The organism is Ruegeria sp. YTSC230 (genome assembly GCF_059609665.1).
In genome coordinates this window covers 294,275-318,123 of record NZ_JBXWMC010000004.1, presented here as the reverse complement: position 1 = coordinate 318,123, position 23,849 = coordinate 294,275, and the positions used below count along the sequence as shown (strand labels likewise).

General features: G+C 57.3%; 23 protein-coding genes. 14 read left to right on the top strand and 9 right to left on the bottom strand.

Translation table 11 applies throughout. The features are described 5' to 3' along the window. Positions 1-57 precede the first annotated feature (57 nt). Positions 58-1,443 carry a dipeptidase gene (locus tag AC2FD9_RS10750; RefSeq protein ID WP_496836792.1) on the top strand — a complete coding sequence of 462 codons (1,386 nt, stop codon included), beginning with the start codon at positions 58-60 and terminating at the stop codon, positions 1,441-1,443. Between the two features lie 132 nt (positions 1,444-1,575). Here AC2FD9_RS10750 and lpdA read toward each other — a convergent pair whose 3' ends face one another. Beyond that, a complete protein-coding gene (gene lpdA, locus AC2FD9_RS10745; RefSeq protein ID WP_496836790.1) occupies positions 1,576-2,970 on the bottom strand; it encodes a dihydrolipoyl dehydrogenase in 1,395 nt (464 codons plus the stop codon). A gap of 216 nt (positions 2,971-3,186) precedes the next feature. On the opposite strand from lpdA, the gene AC2FD9_RS10740 reads away from it, so the two are divergent. After that, entirely contained in the window at positions 3,187-3,621 is a 435-nt protein-coding gene (locus AC2FD9_RS10740) for a hypothetical protein (RefSeq protein ID WP_282120481.1), read from the top strand. Here the strand turns inward: AC2FD9_RS10740 and AC2FD9_RS10735 are convergent. The 4 genes from AC2FD9_RS10735 to AC2FD9_RS10720 all read right to left on the bottom strand — a co-directional run bounded on the left by AC2FD9_RS10735 (position 3,618) and on the right by AC2FD9_RS10720 (position 10,168). Next, on the bottom strand, positions 3,618-4,196 hold the full coding sequence (locus AC2FD9_RS10735) for a DUF924 family protein (RefSeq protein ID WP_108860380.1): 579 nt from the start codon (positions 4,194-4,196) through the stop codon (positions 3,618-3,620). The genes AC2FD9_RS10740 and AC2FD9_RS10735 overlap by 4 nt on opposite strands. Before the next feature lie 109 nt (positions 4,197-4,305). Beyond that, complete coding sequence (locus tag AC2FD9_RS10730) at positions 4,306-5,577, bottom strand: MFS transporter (RefSeq protein WP_058273985.1); 1,272 nt, start codon at positions 5,575-5,577, stop codon at positions 4,306-4,308. 112 nt (positions 5,578-5,689) lie between these two features. Beyond that, positions 5,690-6,736, bottom strand: coding sequence for a tRNA preQ1(34) S-adenosylmethionine ribosyltransferase-isomerase QueA (queA, locus tag AC2FD9_RS10725; RefSeq protein WP_496836787.1), 1,047 nt, complete (start codon positions 6,734-6,736; stop codon positions 5,690-5,692). 48 nt (positions 6,737-6,784) lie between these two features. Then, positions 6,785-10,168 carry a YhdP family protein gene (locus AC2FD9_RS10720; RefSeq protein ID WP_496836785.1) on the bottom strand — a complete coding sequence of 1,128 codons (3,384 nt, stop codon included), beginning with the start codon at positions 10,166-10,168 and terminating at the stop codon, positions 6,785-6,787. A gap of 68 nt (positions 10,169-10,236) precedes the next feature. On the opposite strand from AC2FD9_RS10720, the gene AC2FD9_RS10715 reads away from it, so the two are divergent. The 5 genes from AC2FD9_RS10715 to AC2FD9_RS10695 all read left to right on the top strand — a co-directional run bounded on the left by AC2FD9_RS10715 (position 10,237) and on the right by AC2FD9_RS10695 (position 14,520). Beyond that, complete coding sequence (locus AC2FD9_RS10715; RefSeq protein ID WP_496836783.1) at positions 10,237-10,698, top strand: peroxiredoxin; 462 nt, start codon at positions 10,237-10,239, stop codon at positions 10,696-10,698. Positions 10,699-10,783: 85 nt separating this feature from the next. After that, complete coding sequence (locus AC2FD9_RS10710; RefSeq protein WP_496836859.1) at positions 10,784-11,599, top strand: ferritin-like domain-containing protein; 816 nt, start codon at positions 10,784-10,786, stop codon at positions 11,597-11,599. Positions 11,600-11,777: 178 nt separating this feature from the next. Further along, positions 11,778-13,103, top strand: a complete 1,326-nt coding sequence (locus AC2FD9_RS10705) for a DUF5930 domain-containing protein (RefSeq protein ID WP_496836781.1) — start codon at positions 11,778-11,780, stop codon at positions 13,101-13,103. Then, on the top strand, positions 13,093-13,593 hold the full coding sequence (locus AC2FD9_RS10700; protein ID WP_113789478.1) for a bactofilin family protein: 501 nt from the start codon (positions 13,093-13,095) through the stop codon (positions 13,591-13,593). Before AC2FD9_RS10705 ends, AC2FD9_RS10700 begins: the two co-directional genes overlap by 11 nt. Before the next feature lie 117 nt (positions 13,594-13,710). Beyond that, positions 13,711-14,520, top strand: a complete 810-nt coding sequence (locus tag AC2FD9_RS10695; RefSeq protein WP_496836857.1) for a M90 family metallopeptidase — start codon at positions 13,711-13,713, stop codon at positions 14,518-14,520. A gap of 82 nt (positions 14,521-14,602) precedes the next feature. Here the strand turns inward: AC2FD9_RS10695 and AC2FD9_RS10690 are convergent, their stop codons facing one another. Next, positions 14,603-15,457, bottom strand: coding sequence for a CREC-EF hand family protein (locus AC2FD9_RS10690; protein WP_496836780.1), 855 nt, complete (start codon positions 15,455-15,457; stop codon positions 14,603-14,605). Between the two features lie 97 nt (positions 15,458-15,554). Here AC2FD9_RS10690 and aqpZ point away from each other — a divergent pair, with 97 nt between their 5' ends. Together aqpZ and AC2FD9_RS10680 are read left to right on the top strand one after the other, a co-directional pair. Beyond that, the gene (gene aqpZ / locus AC2FD9_RS10685; protein WP_108860372.1) at positions 15,555-16,244 is read left to right on the top strand and encodes an aquaporin Z; all 690 of its coding nucleotides are present in this window, start codon (positions 15,555-15,557) and stop codon (positions 16,242-16,244) included. Between the two features lie 85 nt (positions 16,245-16,329). Beyond that, the gene (locus AC2FD9_RS10680; protein WP_496836778.1) at positions 16,330-17,172 is read left to right on the top strand and encodes an alpha/beta fold hydrolase; all 843 of its coding nucleotides are present in this window, start codon (positions 16,330-16,332) and stop codon (positions 17,170-17,172) included. Between the two features lie 39 nt (positions 17,173-17,211). Here the strand turns inward: AC2FD9_RS10680 and AC2FD9_RS10675 are convergent, their stop codons facing one another. Both AC2FD9_RS10675 and AC2FD9_RS10670 read right to left on the bottom strand, forming a co-directional pair. Next, positions 17,212-17,760: a peptidylprolyl isomerase gene (locus AC2FD9_RS10675; RefSeq protein WP_109311395.1), complete on the bottom strand. Its 549-nt coding sequence runs from the start codon at positions 17,758-17,760 to the stop codon at positions 17,212-17,214. Next, a complete protein-coding gene (locus tag AC2FD9_RS10670) occupies positions 17,753-18,259 on the bottom strand; it encodes a peptidylprolyl isomerase (protein ID WP_108860369.1) in 507 nt (168 codons plus the stop codon). The genes AC2FD9_RS10675 and AC2FD9_RS10670 overlap by 8 nt, the downstream gene beginning before the upstream one ends. 136 nt (positions 18,260-18,395) lie before the next feature. Between AC2FD9_RS10670 and AC2FD9_RS10665 the strand changes: the two genes are divergently transcribed. The 3 genes from AC2FD9_RS10665 to AC2FD9_RS10655 all read left to right on the top strand — a co-directional run bounded on the left by AC2FD9_RS10665 (position 18,396) and on the right by AC2FD9_RS10655 (position 20,456). Further along, positions 18,396-19,586 (top strand): phosphoglycerate kinase, encoded by a 1,191-nt coding sequence (locus tag AC2FD9_RS10665; RefSeq protein WP_496836776.1) that lies wholly within the window; start codon positions 18,396-18,398, stop codon positions 19,584-19,586. A gap of 61 nt (positions 19,587-19,647) precedes the next feature. Then, entirely contained in the window at positions 19,648-19,992 is a 345-nt protein-coding gene (locus tag AC2FD9_RS10660) for a lysozyme inhibitor LprI family protein (RefSeq protein WP_472723981.1), read from the top strand. A gap of 164 nt (positions 19,993-20,156) precedes the next feature. Beyond that, positions 20,157-20,456: an FtsB family cell division protein gene (locus tag AC2FD9_RS10655; RefSeq protein WP_058273997.1), complete on the top strand. Its 300-nt coding sequence runs from the start codon at positions 20,157-20,159 to the stop codon at positions 20,454-20,456. A 56-nt stretch (positions 20,457-20,512) separates the two neighbouring features. Here the strand turns inward: AC2FD9_RS10655 and AC2FD9_RS10650 are convergent, their stop codons facing one another. Next, a complete protein-coding gene (locus AC2FD9_RS10650; protein WP_496836773.1) occupies positions 20,513-21,223 on the bottom strand; it encodes a hypothetical protein in 711 nt (236 codons plus the stop codon). Positions 21,224-21,466: 243 nt separating this feature from the next. Between AC2FD9_RS10650 and pdhA the strand changes: the two genes are divergently transcribed. Both pdhA and AC2FD9_RS10640 read left to right on the top strand, forming a co-directional pair. Continuing rightward, positions 21,467-22,456 carry a pyruvate dehydrogenase (acetyl-transferring) E1 component subunit alpha gene (pdhA, locus tag AC2FD9_RS10645; protein WP_058273998.1) on the top strand — a complete coding sequence of 330 codons (990 nt, stop codon included), beginning with the start codon at positions 21,467-21,469 and terminating at the stop codon, positions 22,454-22,456. A gap of 15 nt (positions 22,457-22,471) precedes the next feature. Further along, positions 22,472-23,839 (top strand): pyruvate dehydrogenase complex E1 component subunit beta, encoded by a 1,368-nt coding sequence (locus tag AC2FD9_RS10640; RefSeq protein WP_496836770.1) that lies wholly within the window; start codon positions 22,472-22,474, stop codon positions 23,837-23,839. Positions 23,840-23,849 lie beyond the last annotated feature (10 nt).

Genomic DNA, 23,849 nt, shown 5'->3' with positions numbered 1-23,849 from the left:
ACGGCGCCGCCGGTGCTGATAGGTTCCGCAGCAGTTCACGCCATTCAGGAGAAGCTCATGTCGCTAGACGCTGTTCTGAGCAAGATCGATTCCGATCTGACCACTTCCATCGACCGTTTGATGGAGTTTCTGCGCATCCCGTCGATCTCGACCGACCCCGCATACAAAGAGCAGGTCGACCAGGCCGCTGACTGGCTGGTCGCCGACCTGCAAAGCATTGGCATTGCAGCCGAAAAGCGCGAGACCCCGGGTCACCCGATGGTCGTTGGCCATGTGGGCGAAGACGGCGACGGTCCTCATGTTCTTTTTTATGGCCACTACGACGTCCAACCCGTTGACCCGCTGGAACTTTGGAACCGAGACCCCTTTGATCCCGCTCTGGAAGACACCGAAAATGGTCAGGTCATCCGTGGCCGAGGTTCTTCAGATGATAAGGGTCAGTTGATGACCTTCGTCGAGGCTTGCCGCGCATGGAAAGCCATCCACGGCACCCTGCCCTGCCGCATCACGTTTTTCTTCGAAGGCGAAGAAGAATCCGGCTCGCCCTCGCTGGTTCCGTTCCTGGAAGCCAACAAGGAAGAGTTGAAAGCCGATCTAGCACTGGTCTGCGACACCTCGATGGTCTCGCGTGGCGTGCCCTCCATCGCCTCGCAATTGCGCGGTATGCTCAAGGATGAATTCACCATCATTGGTCCCCGCATCGATCTGCATTCCGGTCACTACGGCGGCCCGGGCCTGAACCCGCTGCGTGAGTTGTCGAAGATCGTCGCCTCGTTCTACGACGACGAAACCGGTCGCGTGGCCGTTGACGGGTTTTACGAAGGTGTACACGAAGTGCCCGTAGAGCAGCTCCGCCAATGGGAAAATTGCGGTTTTGATGAGGCGGAATACCTGAGTTCTGTCGGTTACTCGCAACCGCATGGAGAAAAGGGCTATTCCACACTGGAACAGCAATGGGCACGTCCAACGCTGGAAGTGAACGGCTTGTGGGGCGGCTATAACGGTGCAGGATCGAAAACCGTGATCCCGTCCGAAGCGCACTGCAAGATCACCTGCCGGCTGGTCGGCGACATGGACCCCGATGCCCTGCGCGACAAAGTCCGCAAACATGTCGAAGATCACCTGTCGCCCGACGCGAAAGTTGTCTGGGACAACGATCTCGAAGGGGCTCCGGCATCGGTGATGAACCTAGATCGCCCCGAATTCGAGGCCGCGCGCGGCGCGTTATCAGATGAGTGGAACCGCGAAGCTGTCTTTACCGGCATGGGCGGTTCGATCCCGGTGGTTGGCTATTTTGATTTGGTTCTCGGACTGGACTCGATGCTCGTCGGCTACGCCAATGACGACGATGCCATCCACTCACCGAACGAAAAGTATGACGTGAAAAGTTTCCACAAGGGCATTCGTTCGTGGGCGCGCATACTGGACGCATTGAATAAATAAGATACTTGCGAGGCTCTGCCTCGTGCTCCGTGATATTTTTAGCCAGATGAAGGAAGGATCCTTCATTCATCTGGCCATTAAATATCCCGGGGGAGACGCCCGGCACGGGCGGTGGGGGCAGAGCCCCCATTCTTACATGTGGATCACACGCCCGTAGGCATCCAACACGCTTTCGTGCATCATTTCCGACAGAGTCGGGTGTGGGAAGACAGTGTTCATCAGGTCTTCCTCGGTGGTCTCCAATTGCCGTCCCACTACGTAGCCTTGAATCAACTCAGTAACTTCCGCGCCGATCATATGTGCCCCTAGCAATTCACCTGTCTTGGCGTCGAAAATCGTTTTGATCAGGCCCTCGGGTTCACCCAACGCAATGGCTTTGCCGTTGCCGATGAACGGGAACTTGCCGACCTTGATGTCATAGCCAAGCTCTTTGGCCTTGGCTTCGGTGTACCCCACCGATGCGACCTGAGGCTGGCAGTAGGTGCAGCCGGCGATGCTTTCGGGTTTCACTGGATGCGCGTGTTTACCGGCAATTAATTCCGCGACCATGACACCTTCATGGCTGGCTTTGTGCGCCAACCAGGGCGCGCCTGCGATATCACCAATTGCGTAAAGTCCGTCGACACCTGTGCGGCAGAATTCATCCGTGACGACATGGGTACGGTCAATCTTGACGCCCAAGGCCTCGAGCCCAAGGTTTTCGACATTGCCGACAATCCCTACTGCCGAGATCACGGTGTCAAAATCGTGCTTTTCGACCTTGCCCTTAACCTCAATATGCGCGGCGACCTTACCCTTGGCGCGGTCCAGTTGCTTGACCATCGCCTTTTCCATGATGGTCATGCCTTGTTTGGAAAAGGCCTTCTTGGCCAGCGCGCTGATTTCGGCGTCCTCGACCGGCAGGACCCGGTCCATAACCTCGACCACGGTCGTGTCTGCGCCCAAGGTATTATAGAAGCTGGCGAATTCGATCCCAATTGCGCCGGACCCGATCACCAACAATTTTTTTGGCATCCGCGGCGGCTGGAGTGCGTGCTTGTAGGTCCAAACCAGATCGCCATCCGCTTCCAATCCGGGCAGTTCCCGCGCCCGTGCACCGGTGGCCAGAACGATGTTCTTGGCGGTCAGTTCCTCGGTACCCTTGTCGGTTTTGACAGTGACCTTGCCTTTTGCAGGGATCGTTGCCGCGCCCATGACCACGGTAACTTTGTTCTTTTTCAACAAATGACCGATGCCGCCCGATAGCTGAGCTGCAACGCCGCGCGAACGCTTGACGACCGCATCCAGATCAAAGCCAATCTTGTCAGCGCTCAGGCCGAAATCCTTGGCGCGCTCCATCAGATGGAACACTTCGGACGTTCGCAGCAACGCCTTGGTCGGGATACAACCCCAGTTCAGACAGATACCGCCCAAATGCTCGCGTTCGACCACGGCGGTCTTCAGGCCCAGCTGAGCCGCACGGATAGCGGCCACGTAGCCACCGGGACCGGCGCCAATTACGATCAGATCAAAAGATTGTGCTGCCATGTTTCCCTCTCGGCGCAGGTCGATTCAGAAATTAGTTTACCATTAAACTAATCTCCTGAATGCATCAACATATTGCTCCCGCGACAAAACAGACGCAGGGTAAACTGGCGCGGTATGCGCTGTTTTCAGCCTATACCGCGCGTGAACCTATGGCTAGAAGATACGCACCGGGCCTGTCCGGACTTTGTGAAACCCAAGTCATTCGAAAGGCTTACCATGGCCAAAACGCTTAAAGATCTGTTGCTCGCCGTGCTGAATGCAACGCTTATCCTGATTGCACTATGCCTGTTTCTGGGATGGAAGCTGGCTTCTACAGTCGACGACATTACCGTCAAGTTTGCCGAGAAGGTCCAGATCGTAGCGCCCCTGAAGGAAGACGTTCAAGGGATACGCGGTGAACTGACGGCATTGCGCAGCGACCTGTCATCCCTTCAGCTTAGCGGAACAGCAGCCGATAGTGCCACCGCCCGAAAACTGTCTGAAGCTTTGGAAAAGCTGAATGATTTAGAGAATAACCTGCAAGCTTCACAGGCGAGAATAGCCGAGTTGACCGAGGCCCCGGACCAGTTAATCAACACTGCAATTGAAAATTCGGCCGACATTGTCGCCGACCGGATCATTGCAATCCGAGGCTGCGAGCCGGCGTCCTAGCCGGCTGTCTGCAGCTCGCGCACGGTCGCGCCGTATCCGCCCATGTCGACATAGGCGGCCTCGTGCTCGGTCATTGGGCGCGAGAGAGCGTCGTTGCGGTATGGGAACCGACCGAACTTGCGGATCACTTCGCGATGCGCCCTTGCGTGCAACAGGTTGCCGTCGTCGCCATCGGTCATGTTTTGACACATCAGGCGCACACAGCGTTCCTGGTCACACAGGTTTTCCGAATGCATCAATGGAAGATAAAAGAACTGGCGGGCCGGTTCGTCGATCTTCATATCCCACCCTTTGTCCACCGCACATTTCGCTGCTGACAACGCCGCGCGGTCTGAGGCGAAGGCCTCAGCGCTTCCTCGGAACATGTTGCGTGGAAACTGATCCATCAGGATGATGTACGCCAATGCACCGCTGGGATAGGTCAGCCAGAGAGAGAACTTGCCTTCACTCGCAGCCTCCCATGTGGTCAGGAACCTTTCGCGGATTTCTGCATCCAATGCGTCATCCTGCAGATACCAACCCTTGGGACCAACCTCATCTAACCAAAAACTCAATACATCTTCAGGACTTGCCATGCCCTTAACTCCGTCGTGTTTCCCCCCCAAGGGACTTAAATTCATTTAAGTGTGTTTTACAGAATTGTAACAGTAAATTATTGCAACACTTGCGACATAAATTCGTGTTCTAGGCAACATCTTGCGTTTCCTGCTCGGCTTCTGCGGCCTCAATGGCCACCTCCTGCGCCAATTCCATCACAACCGGAGACGCCGTTGGATAGAGCGGCGACATGGTGCCTGTTTCGTCGACCGGGATCGCCGCGCGCTGGGTCATACGGTAAAGCGCATAGCCCGCCATAACGACCAGCAGTATTGCGATGAAAAGGAAAAAGCCCGGAGGTCCAAAGACCGCATCCCCCATGAGCCAACCGGTGATCAACGGGCCCGCAATGGCCCCCATGCCGTTGATGAACAAAAGACCCCCTGACGCTGCGGCCATGTCTTCGTGTTCCAGAAAGTCATTAGCGTGCGCAATCAGCAGTGAATACAGAGGGTTCGACATACCGCCGATCACAAAGGCCGCGCCCAGCAGGATTGGAAATGTCACACCGAACACCAAGCCCACAACTGCCGCGCAGCTGCCGACCCCTGCAACAAGCATAATCAGGAAACGGCGATCCATGCGGTCGGACATCCATCCCAATGGATACTGCAAGACCAGAGCACCGATATAGAATGCGGCAATAAAAGTCGAAATCTCGACCAGCGTCAGACCCGCGCGGGCACCGTATACCGACGCCATCCCAAACTGCGCAGAGAACACGCCCCCCAGAAGAAACATGCCAACACAGCCCAAGGGCGAATATCCGAACAATTCGCGCAAAGTCATCGGTTTGGTTGTGTCAAACGCAGGTGTCGGTGAGATCGACAAGAGAATGGGCGCAAAAGAGACCGAAACCAGTATGGAGGCGATTACAAAGGTATCGAACCCGGCCGGGTCGCCCAAAAGAACCAAACCTTGAGCGCTGATGATGCCTGTCATCTGGAAGATCATGTAAAGAGACAGTGCCTGGCCGCGATTTTCGTTGCTGGCAGCATTGTTGAGCCAGCTTTCCGCAGTGACGTACACTCCGGAAAAACAGAACCCGATCACGACACGGCCCAGAATCCAGATAACCGGGTCGGTCATCAACGGATACATGATCATCACGGCAGAAATGAACGATGCCAGTGCCGCGAAGACCCGCACATGTCCGACACGTCGGATCATTTCGGGTGCAAGTCGTGATCCACCCAGGAAACCAACGAAATAGGCTGACATGACGAATGACATCTGAAGGGTCGAAAACCCCTCGATCTCGCCCCGGACACCCAGGATCGTACCCTGTAGGCCGTTTCCGACCATTAACAGGCCCATACCAAGCAATAGCGCCCATGCGCTGGAAAGGACCTGAATCATTGGGGCCTCCGAAAAATTCCGACCAAGACTGTGACACCGTTTTGCAATCAAAAACGGCTTTGGTCATGCTTGTCTACGACATTGAAAAGATTCGATCCCGACAACACGTCCCTTACGGGATCAAAAGCGACGCATCGCCGTAAGAGAAGAACCGGTATTTCTGTTCAATCGCATGCGCGTACACCTTCCGCATTCGCTCCTGCCCCATCAGGGCCGACACCAGCATCAACAAGGTGGATTTCGGCAGGTGGAAATTGGTCATCAACGCGTCGGTCACGTGGAACTGAAAGCCGGGATATATGAAGATATCGGTCTCACCTTCCCATGGCTCGATCTGGCCCGACCGGCTGGCGCTTTCGATCAGACGCAGCGCGGTGGTGCCCACCGGGATGACCCTGCCCCCTGCGGCCTTGGTCTCGCGTATCTCTTGCGCGGCGGCGGCGCTGACATTGCCCCATTCAGCGTGCATCTTGTGGGTCGTCACGTCCTCAACCTTGACCGGCAGAAACGTTCCCGCGCCCACATGCAGCGTGACATGAGTGACTGCGACACCGCGCGCGCCCAGCGCCTGCATCAACGCCTCATCAAAATGCAGCGACGCCGTCGGGGCGGCAACAGCACCGGAATTGCAGGCCCAGATTGTCTGGTAATCCGTCTTGTCCTGCTCATCCGCAGGCCGCTTGGCGGCGATGTAGGGCGGCAGAGGCATTGCACCGGCCTGTTCCAGCGCAGCATCAAAATCATCGCCCGACAGATTGAACCGCAGATAGGCTTGCCCGTCCTCAACCCGCTCCAGCGTGGCGCTCAGTTGATCCGAGAATTGAATGTCTTCGCCCAGCTTCACTTTCTTCAGCGGTTTGATCAGGGCTGCCCATGTGCCATCAGCCTGCGGGTCCAGCAAAGTCGCCTCGATTGCAGCAGACACCGGTCCTTGCGCACTGTCGCGATGGCGCCGTCCGTTCAGACGTGCGGGGATGACGCGCGTGTCGTTTAGCACCAATCTGTCACCCGGCTGCAACCAGTCGGGTAGATCAAAAACATGCGCATCCGAGATCGCGTCACCTTCGGCCACCAGCAGGCGCGCGGATGAGCGCGGGCTGGCGGGACGTGTGGCAATCCGGTCTTCGGGCAGATGGAAGTCAAAATCGCTGAGTTTCATAGCCGCGCCATACAATTCCGCATCGGAATCAGCAACAGCCCATCCGGGTCAATTGTCCCGTGGTGGAGAGCCAAAGGTCTTTTTGGGCTCATCCGGCTTTCTCGGCAGCGCGTTGGGGCCATCTGATACAGTCGGGGCCGGTGCGCGCAGTAAATTTCGTAGGAACAATGGTGCAAGGCCAGACAGCGGATTTACGGAAACCTTTGGCTTCGTAAGCGGCCCGGTCAGGCTGTAGTTGAACCCGATGACCCCCTCGCCTTTTTTTGTGAAAACACTTCCGATCGCGTTCACCAGATAGATCGGAGAGATCGCGCCACGCAGGTTCAGCATGCCCGCAACCGTGTCGATCGTGCCGTCAAAGGACAAGCCGATAGACGGGCCAACGGCGCTTCCACTGAGGACTTTGATTTCGGTCGGGGTGATCCGCATGCGGCTGTCGATAGTCGAGAAAAAGATCCCCTGCCCGGTCATCTCGTCCAAAAGTCCAACAAGACTGATCGCATCCAATAGCGCGGCCATTGCCGGTGCGTCGGTAATTCGTGTGTTTAAGATCTTGAGGATCACATCATAATTCCCCGGCGCGCTGACCGGTTCCAGTTGCAGATCCAAACTGCCGCCACGCGCCTGGGTGATCACACCAGCTGACCGTAGGACGGCCCCCGCGTCCTTCGACTTTATGTTCACGGCGCTACCGCTGTCGCGCGGGCTCACCTGACCGCTGACCGCCGTGCCGCCGTTTACGTTGGCCGTAAAGGAGCCGTTCACCCCGCCTGTCGTTTGAAACGCACCCCGGAAGCCTGTCAGTGCAATGTCTTCGGTCACCTGCAGGCGGTCCAACAGAACATCGATCCTTGGACCGGGGCCTGACCCTCCTCCGCCACCGCCCTCACCGAAGGTTGCGCGACCCAGATTCATGACACCGCCCTGAACGACGATATTGGGGACAGGTCCGCCGGTGTTGATCAGTTCGGCCGGCACCGCCAGCCAGTTGCCCAGATCAAACGAACTGAACCGTATCCGGTCAAAGGCACCCCCGTCCCGGAAGAAGATCGAGGCTTTAGTGCGCAGCCCCGCGACATCAAGCGTCAGATCATCCACTTTGGGCTTTTCACCCAGCGTGGCGTCCAGTGTCATCTTTCCGGTCGCCCCCGTCCCTTTGCGCCAGCCAAGTTCAGGAATTGCCATTCCGACCCCGGCGAGGTCCGAGGTCGCAGAGAGTGTGACGGGTTCATCCGCGCCGATTCCAACGGTGATATCCGCTGTGCCTTTTCCAGTCAGCATGCCCGGCGGCAGCGGCACCTTCAGCTCGTTCATCAGCAACGGCGACAGTTCGATTTGGCCCTTTAATTCGCTGCGTTGAGGCCCGTCTCCGCCAATGGGCTGACGCCACGCGACCTGCATCGGCACTTGGCCGAATAAGCCGTAGCCGTCGATCTTCACCTCGGTCTGATTGCCGGACAGGTTCAAAAGATCAGCGCTGACGGAATAGTCAGGCACAAGTTTGTCGCTTTGCACATTGTCGATTTCACCGGTGTAATGGAATTCGGTGTCGTGAAACTTCAGCCCCTTTTTCAGCGGCAATGACAAGGTGCCTGACAAGCTTATGTCACCAGCCGCCAGATCGACCGGCAAGTTGGCTTTAGACATCAGGCTTAGTGGTGGTCGGTCCAGCAGCGACAAGGCGGCCTCGACGCTGCCGCTCGCCTCGATCCGAGCAATCGCCGGTGTTCCGCCCTTGGCAGTTGTATCCGGGATGATGAACGAGGTTCCCGAGGCATCCACCGCGCCACCCTGATCGGCGATGACAACCCCTTTTTCAGCCGTGACGGTAAAGCGATCTTTCAGCAGGCTAAGCCGGCCTCGCCCGTCCTGGATCAGCGGCAAGGTCTTGGCAAACCTGATCTTGGCCTCATCGAACCCAAGGCCCAAATAGAGGTCCGGCTTACTGCCCGGATGCAAGCGTAGTGAAAACTCCACATCCGAAAACTGACCTTCGAACAGGTTTTCCGACACCCATTTCCGCGGGTTCGGCGCCAATCTTTCGGGCCAGTATCGCAACAGGTTCTCGGACCCCATCTTGTCCAGTTGCGCATCAAACGCGGCATCCCAGCCGTCGGGCTGACCGATCAACCTGCCCGTTGCGTGCAATTCGTGCAGGGCATCCGTGATCGTTAACTGCCCCAGCTGCAGCTCGAACGGAGCCAGTTTGAGTTGAAAATCCACGTCCGCCCGCGCCGTTTCCAGCGATTCCGGGAACAGACCACCGGGGTAGATATCGATACTGTTCAGGGTCAGCTGTGACGTCAGGCTTTCAAGAACACCGTTTTCGACCCCGTTCAAATAGGCTTTGCCTTCGGCCTGCACGGCCCCCACATCGGACACGACCGAGGCCTCGTTGAATTCCAGAACATGACGCGCAGGGTCATAGGTGAAATAAGCGCGCGCGGATTCGAACCCGATCGGGCGCGTCTCGGGTCTGGGCTGCAGGACACCCTCGCCCAGGTTCAACGTCGCAAAAAGCGGACCCAGCGCGGCCTGCCCATCTACACTGCCCCGTAACGCGCCGGAAATCGGAGCATTGAGCACCTGCAACCACGCCAGTGCAACGCTTTGGGTGGCGATGTCTTCCGAGGGAAGATCGGTGATCGAAACCCCAAAACTCGCCTGAGGTGTACCAAGAACACTGGTATAGTTTGCCTCGATCGTGCTGGCATAGTCGCGCCCGGTCAGCACCGAAAACCCGGTCGCCAGCCGCATTTCATCACCGTCCCGGATAATCGAGATATGCCCGCCGTCAAACACCCAGGCCCGCCCCAGCCGCAGATCCTGATAATCCAGCGTCAGCGATTCCAGATCGACCGCCCGCAATCCTGACAGAAACGGGGACAGGAACACATCATCCGATTCCTCGATAAGCTGTGCCAGCGTCGGGGCCTTTTGCACCGGGGCACTGCCCGACCCCACTGTCAGCGACAGCGCACCGTCCTCACCACGGGTCAAAGCAATCTGCGCGCCCAGCATAGTGATCCGCCGCGGTCTGATCTTACCGCGCAGCAATTCGCGCATCGACAGGCGTGTCCGCAAATCCGATATCTGAGCGATCTGATGACCCGCTGCATCGCTGATGGTCACATCCGTCAATCGGATTCGCGGGCGCCACTTATCGTTGACGATAAAGCTGGCGTCCCCAAAGGTGAATTTCAAACCGCCAAGGCTGCGTTCAAGACGCGCTTCTACTTTCTGCGTGACCCATTCCGGCGCGTGCAGCTGTTTTCCGATCAGAAAGAACCAGCCCGCTCCGACCAGCAGGCACATTAAAAACAGGGTTCCAATGCTCCAGCGCGCGGCGATACGACGGCGTGACCGGCGGCGGACAGGCGTCTCGGGCCGGTCGCCACTTGCGTCTTCGTGCTGAGCAAATTTTTTATCCAAGTCTTTCAACCCGCTCGCGTCGCCCTATTATGCCGGGCAGCACTTAAAATCCTTTAGCGGAGTTTCCAATGCCCGACGTGACAGACATCGCCCCTGATTTCACATTACCCCGCGACGGCGGCGGCGAAGTGACCCTTTCGGACCTGCGCGGCGGTACCGTCGTTCTGTTTTTCTATCCCCGCGATGATACGCCGGGCTGCACCAAGGAATCCATCGGTTTCTCGGAACAACTTCAGGCCTTTGCAGATGCGGGGGCTCAAGTTTTCGGCATCTCGCGGGACAGCGTCGCCAAGCACGACAAATTTGTCGCCAAGCACAGCCTGACGACCCCGCTGTTGTCGGACGAAGGGTCTTCGGTCTGCGAGGAATATGGCGTCTGGGTTGAAAAGAACATGTACGGCAAGAAATCCATGGGAATTCAGCGCTCGACCTTCCTGATCGACGGCGAGGGCAAGATCGCCAACGTCTGGCGCAAGGTCAAAGTCCCCGGCCATGTGGACGAGGTGCTTGAGGCTGTGCGCGCCCTGTAACCCTCTCGACCACGGCCGCCATACGGTTTAAGAGCCGTCCACCTCAATCAGCGGAGACAACGCGGTGTCCAAAACACTGACTCAGATGGCGACCGAAGTCCTGACAACAGCGGATGGGCGGGAAAAAACTGCCCTGTCCAAACGCCACGCTGCCACCTGGTTCGCATCGCGCAAGGGCGAGGCGCCTGAGATTGAGGTCGGGACCGCAACGCCGCCGCTGAGCCCTGCCCGCCCGGAAAAGCCCGAGCTGCTATCGCCGCGTGAGGTTCCAAAGCGCAAGCCCGGAACCGAGGCCGGGCGTATCGCCCTGCTTCACGCAGTTGCGCATATCGAGCTGAACGCCGTCGATCTGCATTGGGACATCATCGCGCGATTTGGCCACGTGCCGATGCCGATCGGGTTCTACGATGACTGGGTCAAATGCGCCGAAGAAGAATCGCGGCATTTTGAGATGGTCTGTGACTGTCTGGAAAGCATGGGCAGCCACTACGGCGCCCTACCCGCACATGCCGGGATGTGGCGGGCCGCTGAAGACACCACCGAAGACCTGATGGGACGGCTGGCGGTTGTCCCTATGGTGCTTGAGGCGCGCGGGTTGGACGTGACACCCGGCATGATCGACATATTCCGCAAGGCCAAAGCCGAGCAGGCAATTGCCGCGCTCGAGGTCATCTATGCCGAAGAAGTGGGCCATGTGGCTTATGGTTCAAAATGGTTCCATTTCCTGTGCGGGCGTGAAAATGCCGACCCCAAGGACGTGTTTCACCAGTTGGTGCGCCAGTATTTCCATGGCGTCCTGAAACCCCCGTTTAACGAAGAAAAACGGGCCGAAGCTGGGCTGCCGCCGGATTTCTATTGGCCTCTGACGGAGGACTTGCCATTGCCGGGACAGACGCAATAACGGGCTTAAGTTGACGATATCGGCAAATTCTCGCCTAGAATCGGCGGCAAAAACCAGTAACGCAGGGTCGGTAAGTTAACAAACTTGCCCAAAACAAAATGCCGCTTTATGCACTTCGCCCAAGGGACGGCTATCACTCACGACCGCTCCCGATCATGGGGATGGAGAGGTGAGACGCGTGAGAACACGTCTGGCAATCAAATTACACTCACTGTTTGAGCGGCATTTTCCCGAACGCCGTGTCTTTCTTAAATCAGACAATGATACGCGTTTCATTCGGCTAAGCTCGGAAACGCAAGTTGTCGCCGTCGCTGGCGTTGCACTGTTCGTGGGTTGGACAGCCGTTGCGACCGCGATCCTTCTGATGGACAGCATCGGATCGGGCAACTTCCGGGAACAGGCCAAGCGCGATCAGGCAACCTATCAGGAACGCCTGAACATCATGTCCGCAGAGCGAGACATGCGTGCGCACGAGGCCCTGGCCGCGCAGGACCGGTTCAACGCCGCGCTCGATCAGATTTCGGCCATGCAGTCGGAACTGCTGGCGTCGGAAAACCGCCGCCGCGAACTTGAGACCGGGATCGAAGTTATACAGACGACGCTGCGCGCCACCATGAAACAGCGCGAAGAAGCACGTACAGAACTGGTCACGCTTCAGCAGGAAGCGGGCGAAGGCGACATGTACATGGCCGCCGTCGCCAACCCCCAGCAGATGAACTTTATGACCGAGGCGCTGTCCCGCACCGCCGAGGAACGCGACCAGATTGCCGCCAATGCCAAGGACGCGCTGGAACAGCGTGACGATCTTGAGCTGGAAATCCGGCTGATGCAGGAACGCAGCGACGAGATTTTCCGCCAGTTGGAAGAGGCGATGGTGATCTCGGTCGAACCACTGGACAAGATGTTCCGCCAGGCCGGCATGCCCACCGACCGCATCATCGAAGAAGTCCGCCGCGGCTATAGCGGCATGGGCGGGCCCCTAACCCCTATTTCTTTTAGCACGCGCGGTGAGGAACTGACCCCCGACGAGATCCGCGCAAATACTCTGTTGCAACAGATGGATCAGTTGAACCTGTATCGAATTGCGGCAGAGAAAGCGCCGTTTGCAAGCCCCGTTAATTCCGTCGTGCGATTCACGAGCGGTTACGGGACGCGCCGCGACCCCAAGACAGGTGGTCGCCGCATGCATAACGGCGCCGATTTCGCCGGTGCCCATGGCACTGATATTTTTGCCACCGCCGACGGTGTGGTCACCCATGCCGGCTGGCAGTCCGGGTTCGGACGGCTGGTGAAAATCAAGCACGCGTTCGGAATTGAGACACTTTATGCCCATAACACGAAGATACGCGTGAAGGTTGGTCAAAGGGTCTCGCGCGGGGATCATATTGCTGATATGGGTAGCACCGGACGGTCGACCGGCACGCATCTGCACTATGAGGTTCGCGTGAACGGAAAACCTGTTAACCCAATGACTTACATCAAGGCTGCGAGAAATGTTTTCTAAGAGCAAAATCAACGAGCCCTCGTCCACTGCACCCGAGGCGGCAAAACCCGCTGCACCGGCGACACCGGCGGCCCCTGCACCGGCAGAAAACAAGGCCAGCACCGCGCCCAAGCCCAAGCCACCGGCATCGGTTCTGTCTTCGGACCTGCACATCACTGGCAACCTGAAGACCTCGGGCGATATCCAGGTCGAAGGCACTGTCGAAGGCGACATCCGTGCGCATCTGCTGACAATCGGTGAGACCGCGACCATCAAAGGCGAAGTGACCGCCGATGACGTCGTGATCAACGGCCGCATCGTCGGCCGTGTCCGTGGTTTGAAAGTACGCCTGACCTCGTCCGCACGTGTCGAAGGCGACATCATCCACAAGACCATCGCGATCGAAAGCGGCGCGCATTTCGAAGGATCGGTTCAGCGTCAGGACGACCCTCTGAACCCGGGCCGCAACGGCAAGGCGGGTGCCAACCCGGCGGCCGAGGTCAAGCAGTAGCGCGGACCACCTTCCAAAGCTTCAAACGCCGCGGGGAAACCTGCGGCGTTTTTCATTTGACGGGGACGATTGAGTTTTCCGGTTCCAACCGCCCGGCGCGTCCTTATAGTGACCTTTATGTTGTTCTTTTTCACCGCCTTGGCGCTTATCGCCGGTTTCGTACTGTATCGCTACTGGTCCAAGTCCCGGGCGCGCCAACAGCTTTTGTCCACGCCCCTGACAGACCACCAACGCATCCTCATCGAACAGCAAGTGCCGTTGATCCGCCGCCTGCCCCTGGACCTGCGTGTCAAACTGGACGGCAAGGTGAATCTGTTTCTGGATCAGGTTCGTTTCTTTGGTTGCGACGGGCTGGACGTAACCGAGGAGATGGAACTGGCCATCGCCGCGCAGGCCTGTCTGCTTATTGTAAACAGCGACCTCTGGTACGATCATCTGACAACGATCCTGATCTACCCGAACGCTTTTAAGTCTCGGCAGCGCCGACAGGAAGGGTACGTCGTCAGCGAGAAAGAGATTGTGCGCACCGGTGAAAGCTGGGACCGGGGACCGGTTATTCTCTCCTGGACCCACAGCAAACTTGGCGCGCTGAATGATCATGACGGGCAGAACGTCGTACTTCATGAGTTCGCCCACCAAATCGACGACCTGTCTGGGGGAACCAACGGTGTTCCGATCCTAAGCGACGGACAAAGCTTTGCCGAATGGGAACGCGTGTTCCTGACCGCATATGACTCCCATGTACGCGCTGTCGAAAGTGGACGGCACACGGTCATAGATCCCTATGGCGCGACCGGGCACGAGGAGTTTTTTGCCGTCTCTGTCGAGGTCTTTTTCGAACAGCCCCGCGCGTTGAAGGCGGCTGTACCCGAGGTATATGACCAGCTTTCCAAACTGTTCCGACTGGACCCGGTAAGCTGGGCTTAACTCGTGGAAGTTGGAACAAGCATTGATCTATTGATCCTGTGTGAGGCGCACTGCGACCGTTCTTAGGGATCAGCGCGTGTCTTTAACGCTCCGCCCAGCTTGACACTGAACGGAACCCATTTCCTTCCAACGCCTCGTTAGCAAGAATAAAGCGTTCCCGAACCCGGTTGATTTCATCATCTGAAAAAAGATCGTCCGCGTCCAGATCCGATGCCGCGACTGCCGCCCAAAGCTGTTCAGTAAACTCTTCAAACGTAACGGCTGCGTCACCGTCAATGTCAAAATCATCGAAGTAAGGGACGGGCTTGGGCCTGGCCGTTTCTTCAGCCTCCGTCCAGCCACCTTTCGGATCGACGACGGGAATATTACCGTTTTCAGCCGCTCCCATCACACCCCGGATACGGGCCGTTTGCTCACCGAGTTTTTGCCGAAACCGCACGGTGGCCTCTTCAAAAGTCGCCCCTTGAGCATACCGATGATAGGCCGCTCCCCAGGCATCTTTTGAGAAGAACACTTCAAGTTCTGCCTGCGTGACCACACCGTCCCGGTCCAGATCGTATCGCGCTGGCTCTTTGGTAATGGAAAACGAATACTTGTTCGAAACGACCCGCAAATAGTCCACTGCGTCCGCCTGAGACAGCACGCCATCCGCGTTCGACATCAGAGCGAAATAATTCCCAGCAACCTGCTGCCGAACGTCGTCGGTTGTGATCTCGGCAGGAGAAAAGGTCATAATGCTGCGAAACGCTGCACCGAGATAGAAATCAGCGCCATTTGGAAGTTCCACTTGTTCGGCGCCTGCCGAATTGATGAAACCAAGATACAGAAATGCGGAGCGCAGAGCGCAATTTCTCAGACGCAATCGATTGGGCATCTTTATAAACCTACACATGCTAAAATTGTGAGTGAGTATTTGTCCTTTCCCTTCCCAATACAACCCAAACAGGAATCCAGGTACAGGCTGCTTTCTTACAATTTCACAAAATGAACTTTTTGAATTAACCTTAAACCCATTGTTTTCTGGAGGACTTTTAATGTCATCAAAACTTATGGCTGAATTCTTTGGTACCTTCTGGCTCGTGCTTGGCGGCTGTGGTAGCGCCGTTCTGGCCGCTGGGGTCGCCGATGTAGGTATCGGGTGGCTTGGCGTTGCCTTTGCCTTTGGCCTGACCGTTCTGACAATGGCCTATGCCGTTGGGCACATCTCGGGCGGCCATTTCAACCCCGCAGTCAGTCTTGGGCTGATGATCGGGGGGCGGTTTCCGGCGAAGGACCTTATCCCCTATTGGATCGCTCAGGTTATCGGCGCGATTGCTGCAGCTGCGGTCTTGTATCTGATCGTCAGCGGCGCGCCCGGCTTTGAAGGCGTGGGTGGGTTTGCCTCGAACGGTTATGGTGAGGCATCACCCGAGGGCTATTCGCTGATGTCCGCTCTGGTGATCGAGATCGTCATGACCGCGTTCTTCATCATCATCATCCTTGGGGCCACTTCCAGCGGCGCTCCTGCCGGGTTCGGCCCCATCGCCATCGGACTTGGATTGACATTGATCCACCTGATCTCGATCCCGGTGACCAACACATCCGTCAACCCGGCCCGGTCCACAGGGGTTGCTTTGTTCGCGGACGCGCCTGCCCTTGGGCAGCTCTGGCTATTCTGGGTCGCACCCCTGATCGGTGGCGCAATCGGCGCACTGATCTGGAAGGCGATGACAACAGACGACTAATGGCCAAGCGGGGGATTATTTCCCCCGCTATCCTCTTCCTAAGCTATCATCCCTGACGAGACGACGCGAAACCAGGGAGGTAGACATGCTTCGAACACTGATGGTCACTGCGATAACGTTGACCGCGACAGCGGGACTGGCACAGGATGCCTGGCTGACAATCCCCGAAACGCCCGATATGCCCGAGGCCGCGTCCAGTGGTACCGCCAGCGTGAATGGCATCGACATGTATTACGCCACCTATGGATCGGCAGAGGGCACACCCGTCCTGTTGATCCATGGCGGTCTTGCGCATGGCGATATCTGGGCAGCACAAGTGGCTGGTCTGGCCAGCGACCACAGCGTGATTGTGGCAGATACCCGAGGGCATGGCCGGTCAACCAATGACGGCAGCACCTACAGCTATGAATTGCTGGCGCAGGACTATCTGGCGCTGCTGGATCATCTGAATGTCGAACAAGTGCATCTGGTTGGATGGTCGGATGGTGCCAACATTGGATACACGATTTCGACAACTGCGCCTGACCGTCTGGCCAGCCATTTCGCCCATGCGGGCAATGTCACGCTGGATGGGATCGATCCTTCAGTAGAAACCAACGAAGTCTTCGGTTCTTACGTCGGAATGATGGCCGGGGACTATGCCGCCATGTCCCCCACCCCGGACGGGTTCGAAGCGTTCCTGGGCGGTGTCGCGGCCATGTGGGCCACGGAAAAGCCCGGCGGGCTTGAGGGGCTGCAATCGGTGACCGTGCCCACTCTGGTCGTGCAGAGCGAACATGACGAGGCCATCCTTACCGAACACTCGCAAGCGATTGCCGAGACGATCCCTGATTCTGATCTTCTGATCTTGAAAGACGTTAGTCACTTTGCGTCGTTTCAAGACCCGGATGCATACACGCAAGCGATCAGAGGCTTCATCGACCAATGACGAAAAACCCGGCGCTGGTGCCAGCGCCGGGTTCAAGGATTATTCGGTGACGGTGACTTTTTTCATCACGTCCGGCTGGCCGATAATGGCACCGTTCTGACCCTCACCGCGTTTGATCGCGTCAACCACGTCCATGCCGTCGGTCACCTGACCAACAACCGTGTACTGGCCGTTCAGGAACGGGCCCGGTTCGAACATGATAAAGAACTGTGAGTTGGCGCTGTTGGGGTCTTGCGCCCGCGCCATGCCAACCACGCCACGGTCGAATTCGAAATCAGAAAACTCGGCCGGAAGGTCTGCACGGTCGGAACCGCCTGTGCCGGCGCGGCGCATGTCGCCACCCAGGCGGCCATGTTCCACGTCGCCGGTCTGCGCCATGAAGCCATCAATCACGCGGTGAAACACCACGCCATCGTACTTGCCTTCATTGGCCAGAGCAGCGATCTGCTCAACATGTTTCGGCGCAATATCATCGAACAGGTCGATGGTGACAGTGCCATTGGCCCCCTCACCTTCGATCTCGACCTCAAGACCCGTGGCCAGCGCAGGGCTGGCCAACAAGGCAAAAGCGGCAGCCAGCTTATACATCAGCCGCCACCTTGACACTGATCATGCGGTCAGGGCTCGCTGGTGGCTCGCCTCGTACGATAGCGTCCACATGCTCCATTCCGTCGATGACACGGCCATAAACAGTGTACTGGCCGTTCAGGAAATGATTGTCGCCGAAGTTGATGAAGAACTGCGAGTTCGCCGAATCCGGGTTCTGGGACCGGGCCGCGCCCAAAGTGCCACGATCATGGGGCAGTTTCGAGAACTCGGCCGGAACGTTCGGCAGAGACGATCCGCCGGTGCCCGCCATGCGCAGGTTGAACCCGTCTTCCATGTCGCCATGCTGCACGTCGCCGGTCTGCGCCATGAAACCGTCGATCACACGGTGAAAGGCCACGTTGTCATATTCGCCATTGCGCGCCAGTTCTTTCATGCGGGCGCTGTGCTGCGGTGCCACGTCAGGCAGCAGCTCAATGACGACATTGCCGCCTTTGAGTTCGACGATGATTGTGTTTTCGGGATCCTTGATCTCGGCCATGAGGCCCTCCTGTCGTTTTATCTTGCGCAAATACCTATGCGCCGGGCGCGCGAATGCCAAGTGACGCATTGACCTGAGGGCAAAATGCAGGAAAAGAACCGCCTAAGTCACTTTCACATTTGTCGAGGATTGCGCGATGGGCTGGAAAACACTGGACGACATGGACCTGAACGGCAAACGCGTGCTGGTGCGCGTGGATATCAACGTGCCGGTGGTCGACGGGGTCGTGACCGACGCCACCCGTATTGAGCGCATCGTGCCGACCGTTAAGGACATCTTGGCCGCTGGCGGCAAGCCCATCCTGCTGGCGCATTTCGGACGCCCGGGCGGAGAGCGCCGGCAGAACCTGTCGCTGAAGCAGCTTGTTCCGACGCTGGAGACGGCCTTTGGCACCAAGGTTCGGTTTGGCGATGACTGCGTCGGGATCGAGGCGGAAACCGCAGCGGCCAACCTGGGTGCTGGCAAGGTGCTTTTACTGGAAAACACGCGCTTTCACGCTGCGGAAACAAAGAACAGTCCGGAACTGGCTGCCGGCATGGCAAAAATGGGCGACGTGTACTGCAACGATGCTTTTTCGGCGGCTCACCGCGCGCATAGCTCGACCGAGGCGCTTGCCCGTCTTCTGCCCGCCTGCGCGGGCCGCCTGATGCAGCAAGAGCTGAGCGCGTTGGAAGCCGCGTTAGGCGCGCCTAAACGCCCGGTCACTGCGGTGGTCGGCGGCGCCAAGGTTTCAACCAAGCTGGACCTGTTGGGCAACCTGATCGAAAAGGTGGATTACTTGATTATTGGCGGTGGCATGGCGAACACGTTCCTCGTCGCGCAAGGCGTAAACGTCGGCAAGTCGCTGGCAGAAACGGCGATGAAAGACACCGCCGCTGAGATTCTGACCAAGGCCGAGACAACCGGCTGTCAGATTGTCCTGCCCCGCGATGTCGTGGTCGCTGAAAAGTTCGAAGCCCACGCCTCCAATCAGGTTCTACCAGCGGATCAATGCCCCGAAGACAGCATGATCCTTGACGCTGGTCCGGAAACCGTTGCGGAAATCACTGCGATTTTCGACAAGAGCCAAACGCTTATCTGGAACGGCCCGCTGGGTGCATTCGAGATTGAACCATTCGATGCCGCCACCAACGCAGCGGCCCTGAAAGCGGCTGAGCTGACACGGTCCGGACAGCTTGTGTCGGTCGCAGGCGGTGGTGACACGGTCGCTGCGCTGAATGCGTCCGGTGCTGCCAAGGACTTTTCATACATCTCGACTGCAGGGGGTGCCTTCCTGGAATGGATGGAAGGCAAAACGCTGCCCGGTGTTGCGGCACTGGATCAGTAACCCCTATCTGTCTGGCAATCGGCATTCATGGTACTCTCTTCGTCAAACCGGGAGATGCACCATGAAAGCTGTTGCCGTCCTTGCCACCACCCTGCTGCCCGTCACGACATATGCGCAATCCCACTGCAACGGGCACACACAGCTCGATCTCAATTTTTGCGCCAAAGAGAAATGGGAAGTGGCAGATCAGGATCTGAACAGCCTTTGGTCAGAGATTAAAACCTTATCGGACACGCGTGGTGATGGCCAAGCCCTGCTGACCGAGCAACGCGCCTGGCTGAAACGTCGTGACGCGACCTGTGACCCCGAGCTGGAAAGCGACGGTAGCGCGGCCCCCATGTTCTATTGGGCCTGCATGGAAGAACAAACCCTGCAGCGCAATCAAGCGCTTGAAGCCTGGCGATAACCACTTTTCAACCCAGCCAAATTTATGGGGCGAACATGTTTTTTCTGCTGATCATGAAAAATTGCGAATCGAGGGATTCACAAGCCGAATCACCTGTGACATAGTGCAGACAGATGTCCGAAAAGGGCACGTTTAGAGGCAGACTTCATACGGCGGTAAACAGAGTGTCCCGTTCCCATCGGCCCGGTTTGGGCGCAGTTGCATTTTTCATGGTGGCTTTCACGTTAGGTGTTTATTTCACCTTTGCCGCCGTGCAGGGCGACTATGGCCTGTTCCGACGGGTCGAGATTGCAGCGGAACGGGACGCCCTGTCGCGTGACTTGGCCAAACTTGATGCCGAGATCACGGAAATGGAAAACCTGACGCGCCGCCTGTCGGACAATTATCTGGATCTGGATCTTTTGGATCAGCAGGCACGGTCCGTGCTGGGCATGATCCGCTCAGATGAGATCGTCATCCGCTAAACCGATTGAGCGATGGTTCTTTGACCAAAGCACCTGACGGCCCGGGATGAAATGGCTCACGCGGAACTTGGCCTGACGCTTTCTTTAGTCGGAAATTCATAACCGAATTCGGATATCTCGGCGGCAAAGACATTCGCCACGATGTCGACGTTCGCATTATCGAAATTCTCGCCGTAGAAAACACCGATATCATATTCTTTTCGGATACCAGAGTTCCAACGCCGATCACCCAGCGAGACATCTGTGATCCCCCTCTCAGCCATCAGGGTGTTGAAATCTGATTGCAAACTCTCGTAGCGCAGAACGCGGTCGACCGCCAATTGCCCATTCTCAGAATACAGATGAAAGTCTGAAAAGAATCGCAGCTGCAAATTGCAGAACCGATGAAACGATTCCCCAATATCAACAATCTTATACCCGCGCTGGTGCATCCAGAAATAAAAAGCAGAAACCGCCTTATCCCACGGGTTGCGTTCGACGCAGAAACTGAAACATCCGTCGCAAAGGTCCCCGAGATAAGTTCGCGCCACTGCGATTCCGTTGTGGGGATTGCGCGCCCGTACGTGGCCTTCCGACCTTTCCCTAAGCAAACGCAACGAGCCGCGTACAATGAACTGCTTGCCCGCGCGCTGTTCTTCCTCCTCCTTGGTGAAGGGCGTCGCAAAATCGCCCTGTGCAAGGTGCTTACTAAGTGCAATTTCAATAGAAGTCCCAGCAGTCTTTTTTGTTTTGATAAACATAAGCTTATCTTGTCGCAGGATCATCATTCGGAAAGAACTCCACAGTTCGGGCGAGAGCATCTATAGCCCAACGTAACTTGTCAAAGAAGCGTAGCGCCAGTCAATCGGAGATAACATCCGGGAAATGGAACTGACGCAAAAATGGCCTGAGTTTTGAAGCCGGACGGCTCGCCCTACGCTGCGTCACATTTCTGCTCGCCAGAAAGCAGGAAATGCTTTATGAAATAGTTTAACGCTAAACTATCTTGCCGAGAGGGGGAGATCGCCAACATGGCTGCGCGAAAAACCACAAAGAAACCAAACGTTTCTGCGGAAGAACTTACCGAATATTACCGTGAAATGCTGCTGATCCGCCGATTCGAAGAAAAGGCCGGTCAGCTCTATGGCATGGGTCTGATTGGCGGTTTCTGCCACCTCTATATTGGCCAAGAGGCCGTTGTCGTCGGCCTTGAGGCTGCGACTGAAGAAGGTGACAAGCGGATTACCTCTTACCGCGACCACGGTCACATGCTGGCTTGCGGCATGGATCCGGGTGGCGTGATGGCCGAGCTGACCGGTCGCATTGGCGGTCTGTCCAAAGGCAAGGGCGGCTCGATGCACATGTTCTCGAAAGAGAAGCATTTCTATGGCGGCCACGGTATTGTTGGCGCACAGGTTCCGCTGGGCGCGGGTCTGGCATTTGCTGACAAATACAAAGGCAACGGTCGTGTGACTTTTACCTATTTCGGTGACGGTGCAGCAAACCAGGGCCAGGTCTATGAGACGTTCAACATGGCCGCCCTATGGGACTTGCCGGTAGTTTTCGTGATCGAGAACAACCAATATGCCATGGGTACGGCACAAGCGCGCTCGACCTCGACCAAGGATATCTACCACCGCGGCGAAGCGTTCGGCATCCCCGGTGAGATCGTCAACGGCATGGATGTACTTGCGGTCAAAGCCGCAGGGGAAAAGGCTGTCGCGCACTGCCGTGCGGGTAAAGGCCCCTATATCCTCGAGATCAAGACCTACCGCTACCGCGGCCACTCGATGTCCGACCCGGCCAAGTACCGCACCCGCGAAGAGGTTCAGAAGGTTCGTGAGCAAAGCGACCCGATCGAACATGTGCGCGAGCTGCTGCTGACCGGTAAACACGCGACCGAGGATGATTTGAAGGCGATCGACAAAGAGATCAAAGAGATCGTCAATCAAGCCGCCGAATTCTCGAAAGAAAGCCCCGAGCCTTCCGTCGAAGAGCTCTGGACCGACATTTACGCCTGAGAGGACGACTAAGACATGGCAACCGAAATTCTCATGCCCGCCCTTTCGCCCACAATGGAAGAGGGCACATTGGCCAAGTGGCTGATCAAGGAAGGCGACACCGTATCCAGCGGCGACATCATGGCCGAGATCGAAACCGACAAGGCGACAATGGAGTTCGAAGCCGTCGATGAAGGCATCGTCGGCAAGATCCTGATCGCCGAAGGCACCGAAGGGGTAAAAGTGAACACTCCTATCGCGGTGCTGGTTGAAGAAGGCGAAGACGCCTCCGCCATTCCCGCAGCTGCACCTGCGGCGGTGGCCGAGGCGGCCCCTGCGGCAGCAGAGACCGCTGCCCCTGCTGCAACTGCACCTGCCGCGCCTAAGGTGGATCTTTCCCCGGACTGGCCAGCAGATGCGCCGATGAAACAGCAGACCGTGCGTGAAGCTTTGCGCGATGCGATGGCCGAAGAAATGCGTGGTGACGAGGACGTCTACCTGATGGGCGAAGAAGTCGCCGAGTATCAGGGCGCCTACAAAATCAGCCAGGGCATGCTGGACGAGTTCGGCAGCAAGCGCGTGATCGACACCCCGATTACCGAACACGGGTTTGCCGGCATCGCCGTCGGATCCGCCATGGCCGGACTGAAACCGATTGTCGAGTTCATGACCTTCAACTTCGCCATGCAGGCGATTGACCAGATCATCAACTCGGCGGCCAAGACGCTCTACATGTCCGGTGGTCAGATGGGTTGTCCTATCGTGTTCCGTGGCCCCAACGGTGCCGCTGCTCGCGTCGGTGCGCAGCACAGCCAGGATTACGCAGCGTGGTATATGCAAATACCGGGCCTGAAAGTGGTGATGCCCTATTCAGCAGCCGATGCAAAAGGTCTGTTGAAGTCGGCGATCCGCGATCCGAACCCGGTTGTGTTCTTGGAAAACGAGATCCTTTACGGTCGTTCTTTCGACATGCCGCAGGTGGATGATCTGACCGTCCCGCTGGGCAAGGCGCGTATCTGGCGCGAAGGCATGGACGTGACCATCGTCAGCTTTGGCATCGGCATGCAATATGCGCTTGAGGCCGCCGACAAGCTGGCCGAGGACGGTATCAGTGCCGAGGTGATCGACCTGCGCACTATCCGGCCAATGGACACAGGCGCGATCATCAACTCGGTGATGAAGACCAACCGTCTGGTGACCGTCGAAGAAGGCTGGCCGCAAGGCTCGGTTGGCGGCTACATCTCATCCGTGGTGATGCAAGAGGCGTTCGATTACCTCGACGCGCCAGTTATCAATTGCACCGGCAAGGATGTTCCGATGCCATACGCCGCGAACCTGGAAAAACTGGCGCTGATCACAACCGAAGAAGTGATCGCAGCCGTCAAACAAGTGACCTACCGGTAAGGAGCGACAG

Excerpts from the sequence above, each read along its gene's own strand:
- AC2FD9_RS10750 (WP_496836792.1), top strand. The coding sequence starts at position 58 with ATGTCGCTAGACGCTGTTCTGAGCAAGATCGATTCCGATCTGACCACT.
- lpdA (WP_496836790.1), bottom strand. The coding sequence starts at position 2,970 with ATGGCAGCACAATCTTTTGATCTGATCGTAATTGGCGCCGGTCCCGGT.
- AC2FD9_RS10740 (WP_282120481.1), top strand. The coding sequence starts at position 3,187 with ATGGCCAAAACGCTTAAAGATCTGTTGCTCGCCGTGCTGAATGCAACG.
- AC2FD9_RS10735 (WP_108860380.1), bottom strand. The coding sequence starts at position 4,196 with ATGGCAAGTCCTGAAGATGTATTGAGTTTTTGGTTAGATGAGGTTGGT.
- AC2FD9_RS10730 (WP_058273985.1), bottom strand. The coding sequence starts at position 5,577 with ATGATTCAGGTCCTTTCCAGCGCATGGGCGCTATTGCTTGGTATGGGC.
- queA (WP_496836787.1), bottom strand. The coding sequence starts at position 6,736 with ATGAAACTCAGCGATTTTGACTTCCATCTGCCCGAAGACCGGATTGCC.
- AC2FD9_RS10715 (WP_496836783.1), top strand. The coding sequence starts at position 10,237 with ATGCCCGACGTGACAGACATCGCCCCTGATTTCACATTACCCCGCGAC.
- AC2FD9_RS10710 (WP_496836859.1), top strand. The coding sequence starts at position 10,784 with ATGGCGACCGAAGTCCTGACAACAGCGGATGGGCGGGAAAAAACTGCC.
- AC2FD9_RS10700 (WP_113789478.1), top strand. The coding sequence starts at position 13,093 with ATGTTTTCTAAGAGCAAAATCAACGAGCCCTCGTCCACTGCACCCGAG.
- AC2FD9_RS10695 (WP_496836857.1), top strand. The coding sequence starts at position 13,711 with ATGTTGTTCTTTTTCACCGCCTTGGCGCTTATCGCCGGTTTCGTACTG.
- aqpZ (WP_108860372.1), top strand. The coding sequence starts at position 15,555 with ATGTCATCAAAACTTATGGCTGAATTCTTTGGTACCTTCTGGCTCGTG.
- AC2FD9_RS10680 (WP_496836778.1), top strand. The coding sequence starts at position 16,330 with ATGCTTCGAACACTGATGGTCACTGCGATAACGTTGACCGCGACAGCG.
- AC2FD9_RS10675 (WP_109311395.1), bottom strand. The coding sequence starts at position 17,760 with ATGTATAAGCTGGCTGCCGCTTTTGCCTTGTTGGCCAGCCCTGCGCTG.
- AC2FD9_RS10670 (WP_108860369.1), bottom strand. The coding sequence starts at position 18,259 with ATGGCCGAGATCAAGGATCCCGAAAACACAATCATCGTCGAACTCAAA.
- AC2FD9_RS10665 (WP_496836776.1), top strand. The coding sequence starts at position 18,396 with ATGGGCTGGAAAACACTGGACGACATGGACCTGAACGGCAAACGCGTG.
- AC2FD9_RS10660 (WP_472723981.1), top strand. The coding sequence starts at position 19,648 with ATGAAAGCTGTTGCCGTCCTTGCCACCACCCTGCTGCCCGTCACGACA.
- AC2FD9_RS10650 (WP_496836773.1), bottom strand. The coding sequence starts at position 21,223 with ATGATGATCCTGCGACAAGATAAGCTTATGTTTATCAAAACAAAAAAG.
- pdhA (WP_058273998.1), top strand. The coding sequence starts at position 21,467 with ATGGCTGCGCGAAAAACCACAAAGAAACCAAACGTTTCTGCGGAAGAA.
- AC2FD9_RS10640 (WP_496836770.1), top strand. The coding sequence starts at position 22,472 with ATGGCAACCGAAATTCTCATGCCCGCCCTTTCGCCCACAATGGAAGAG.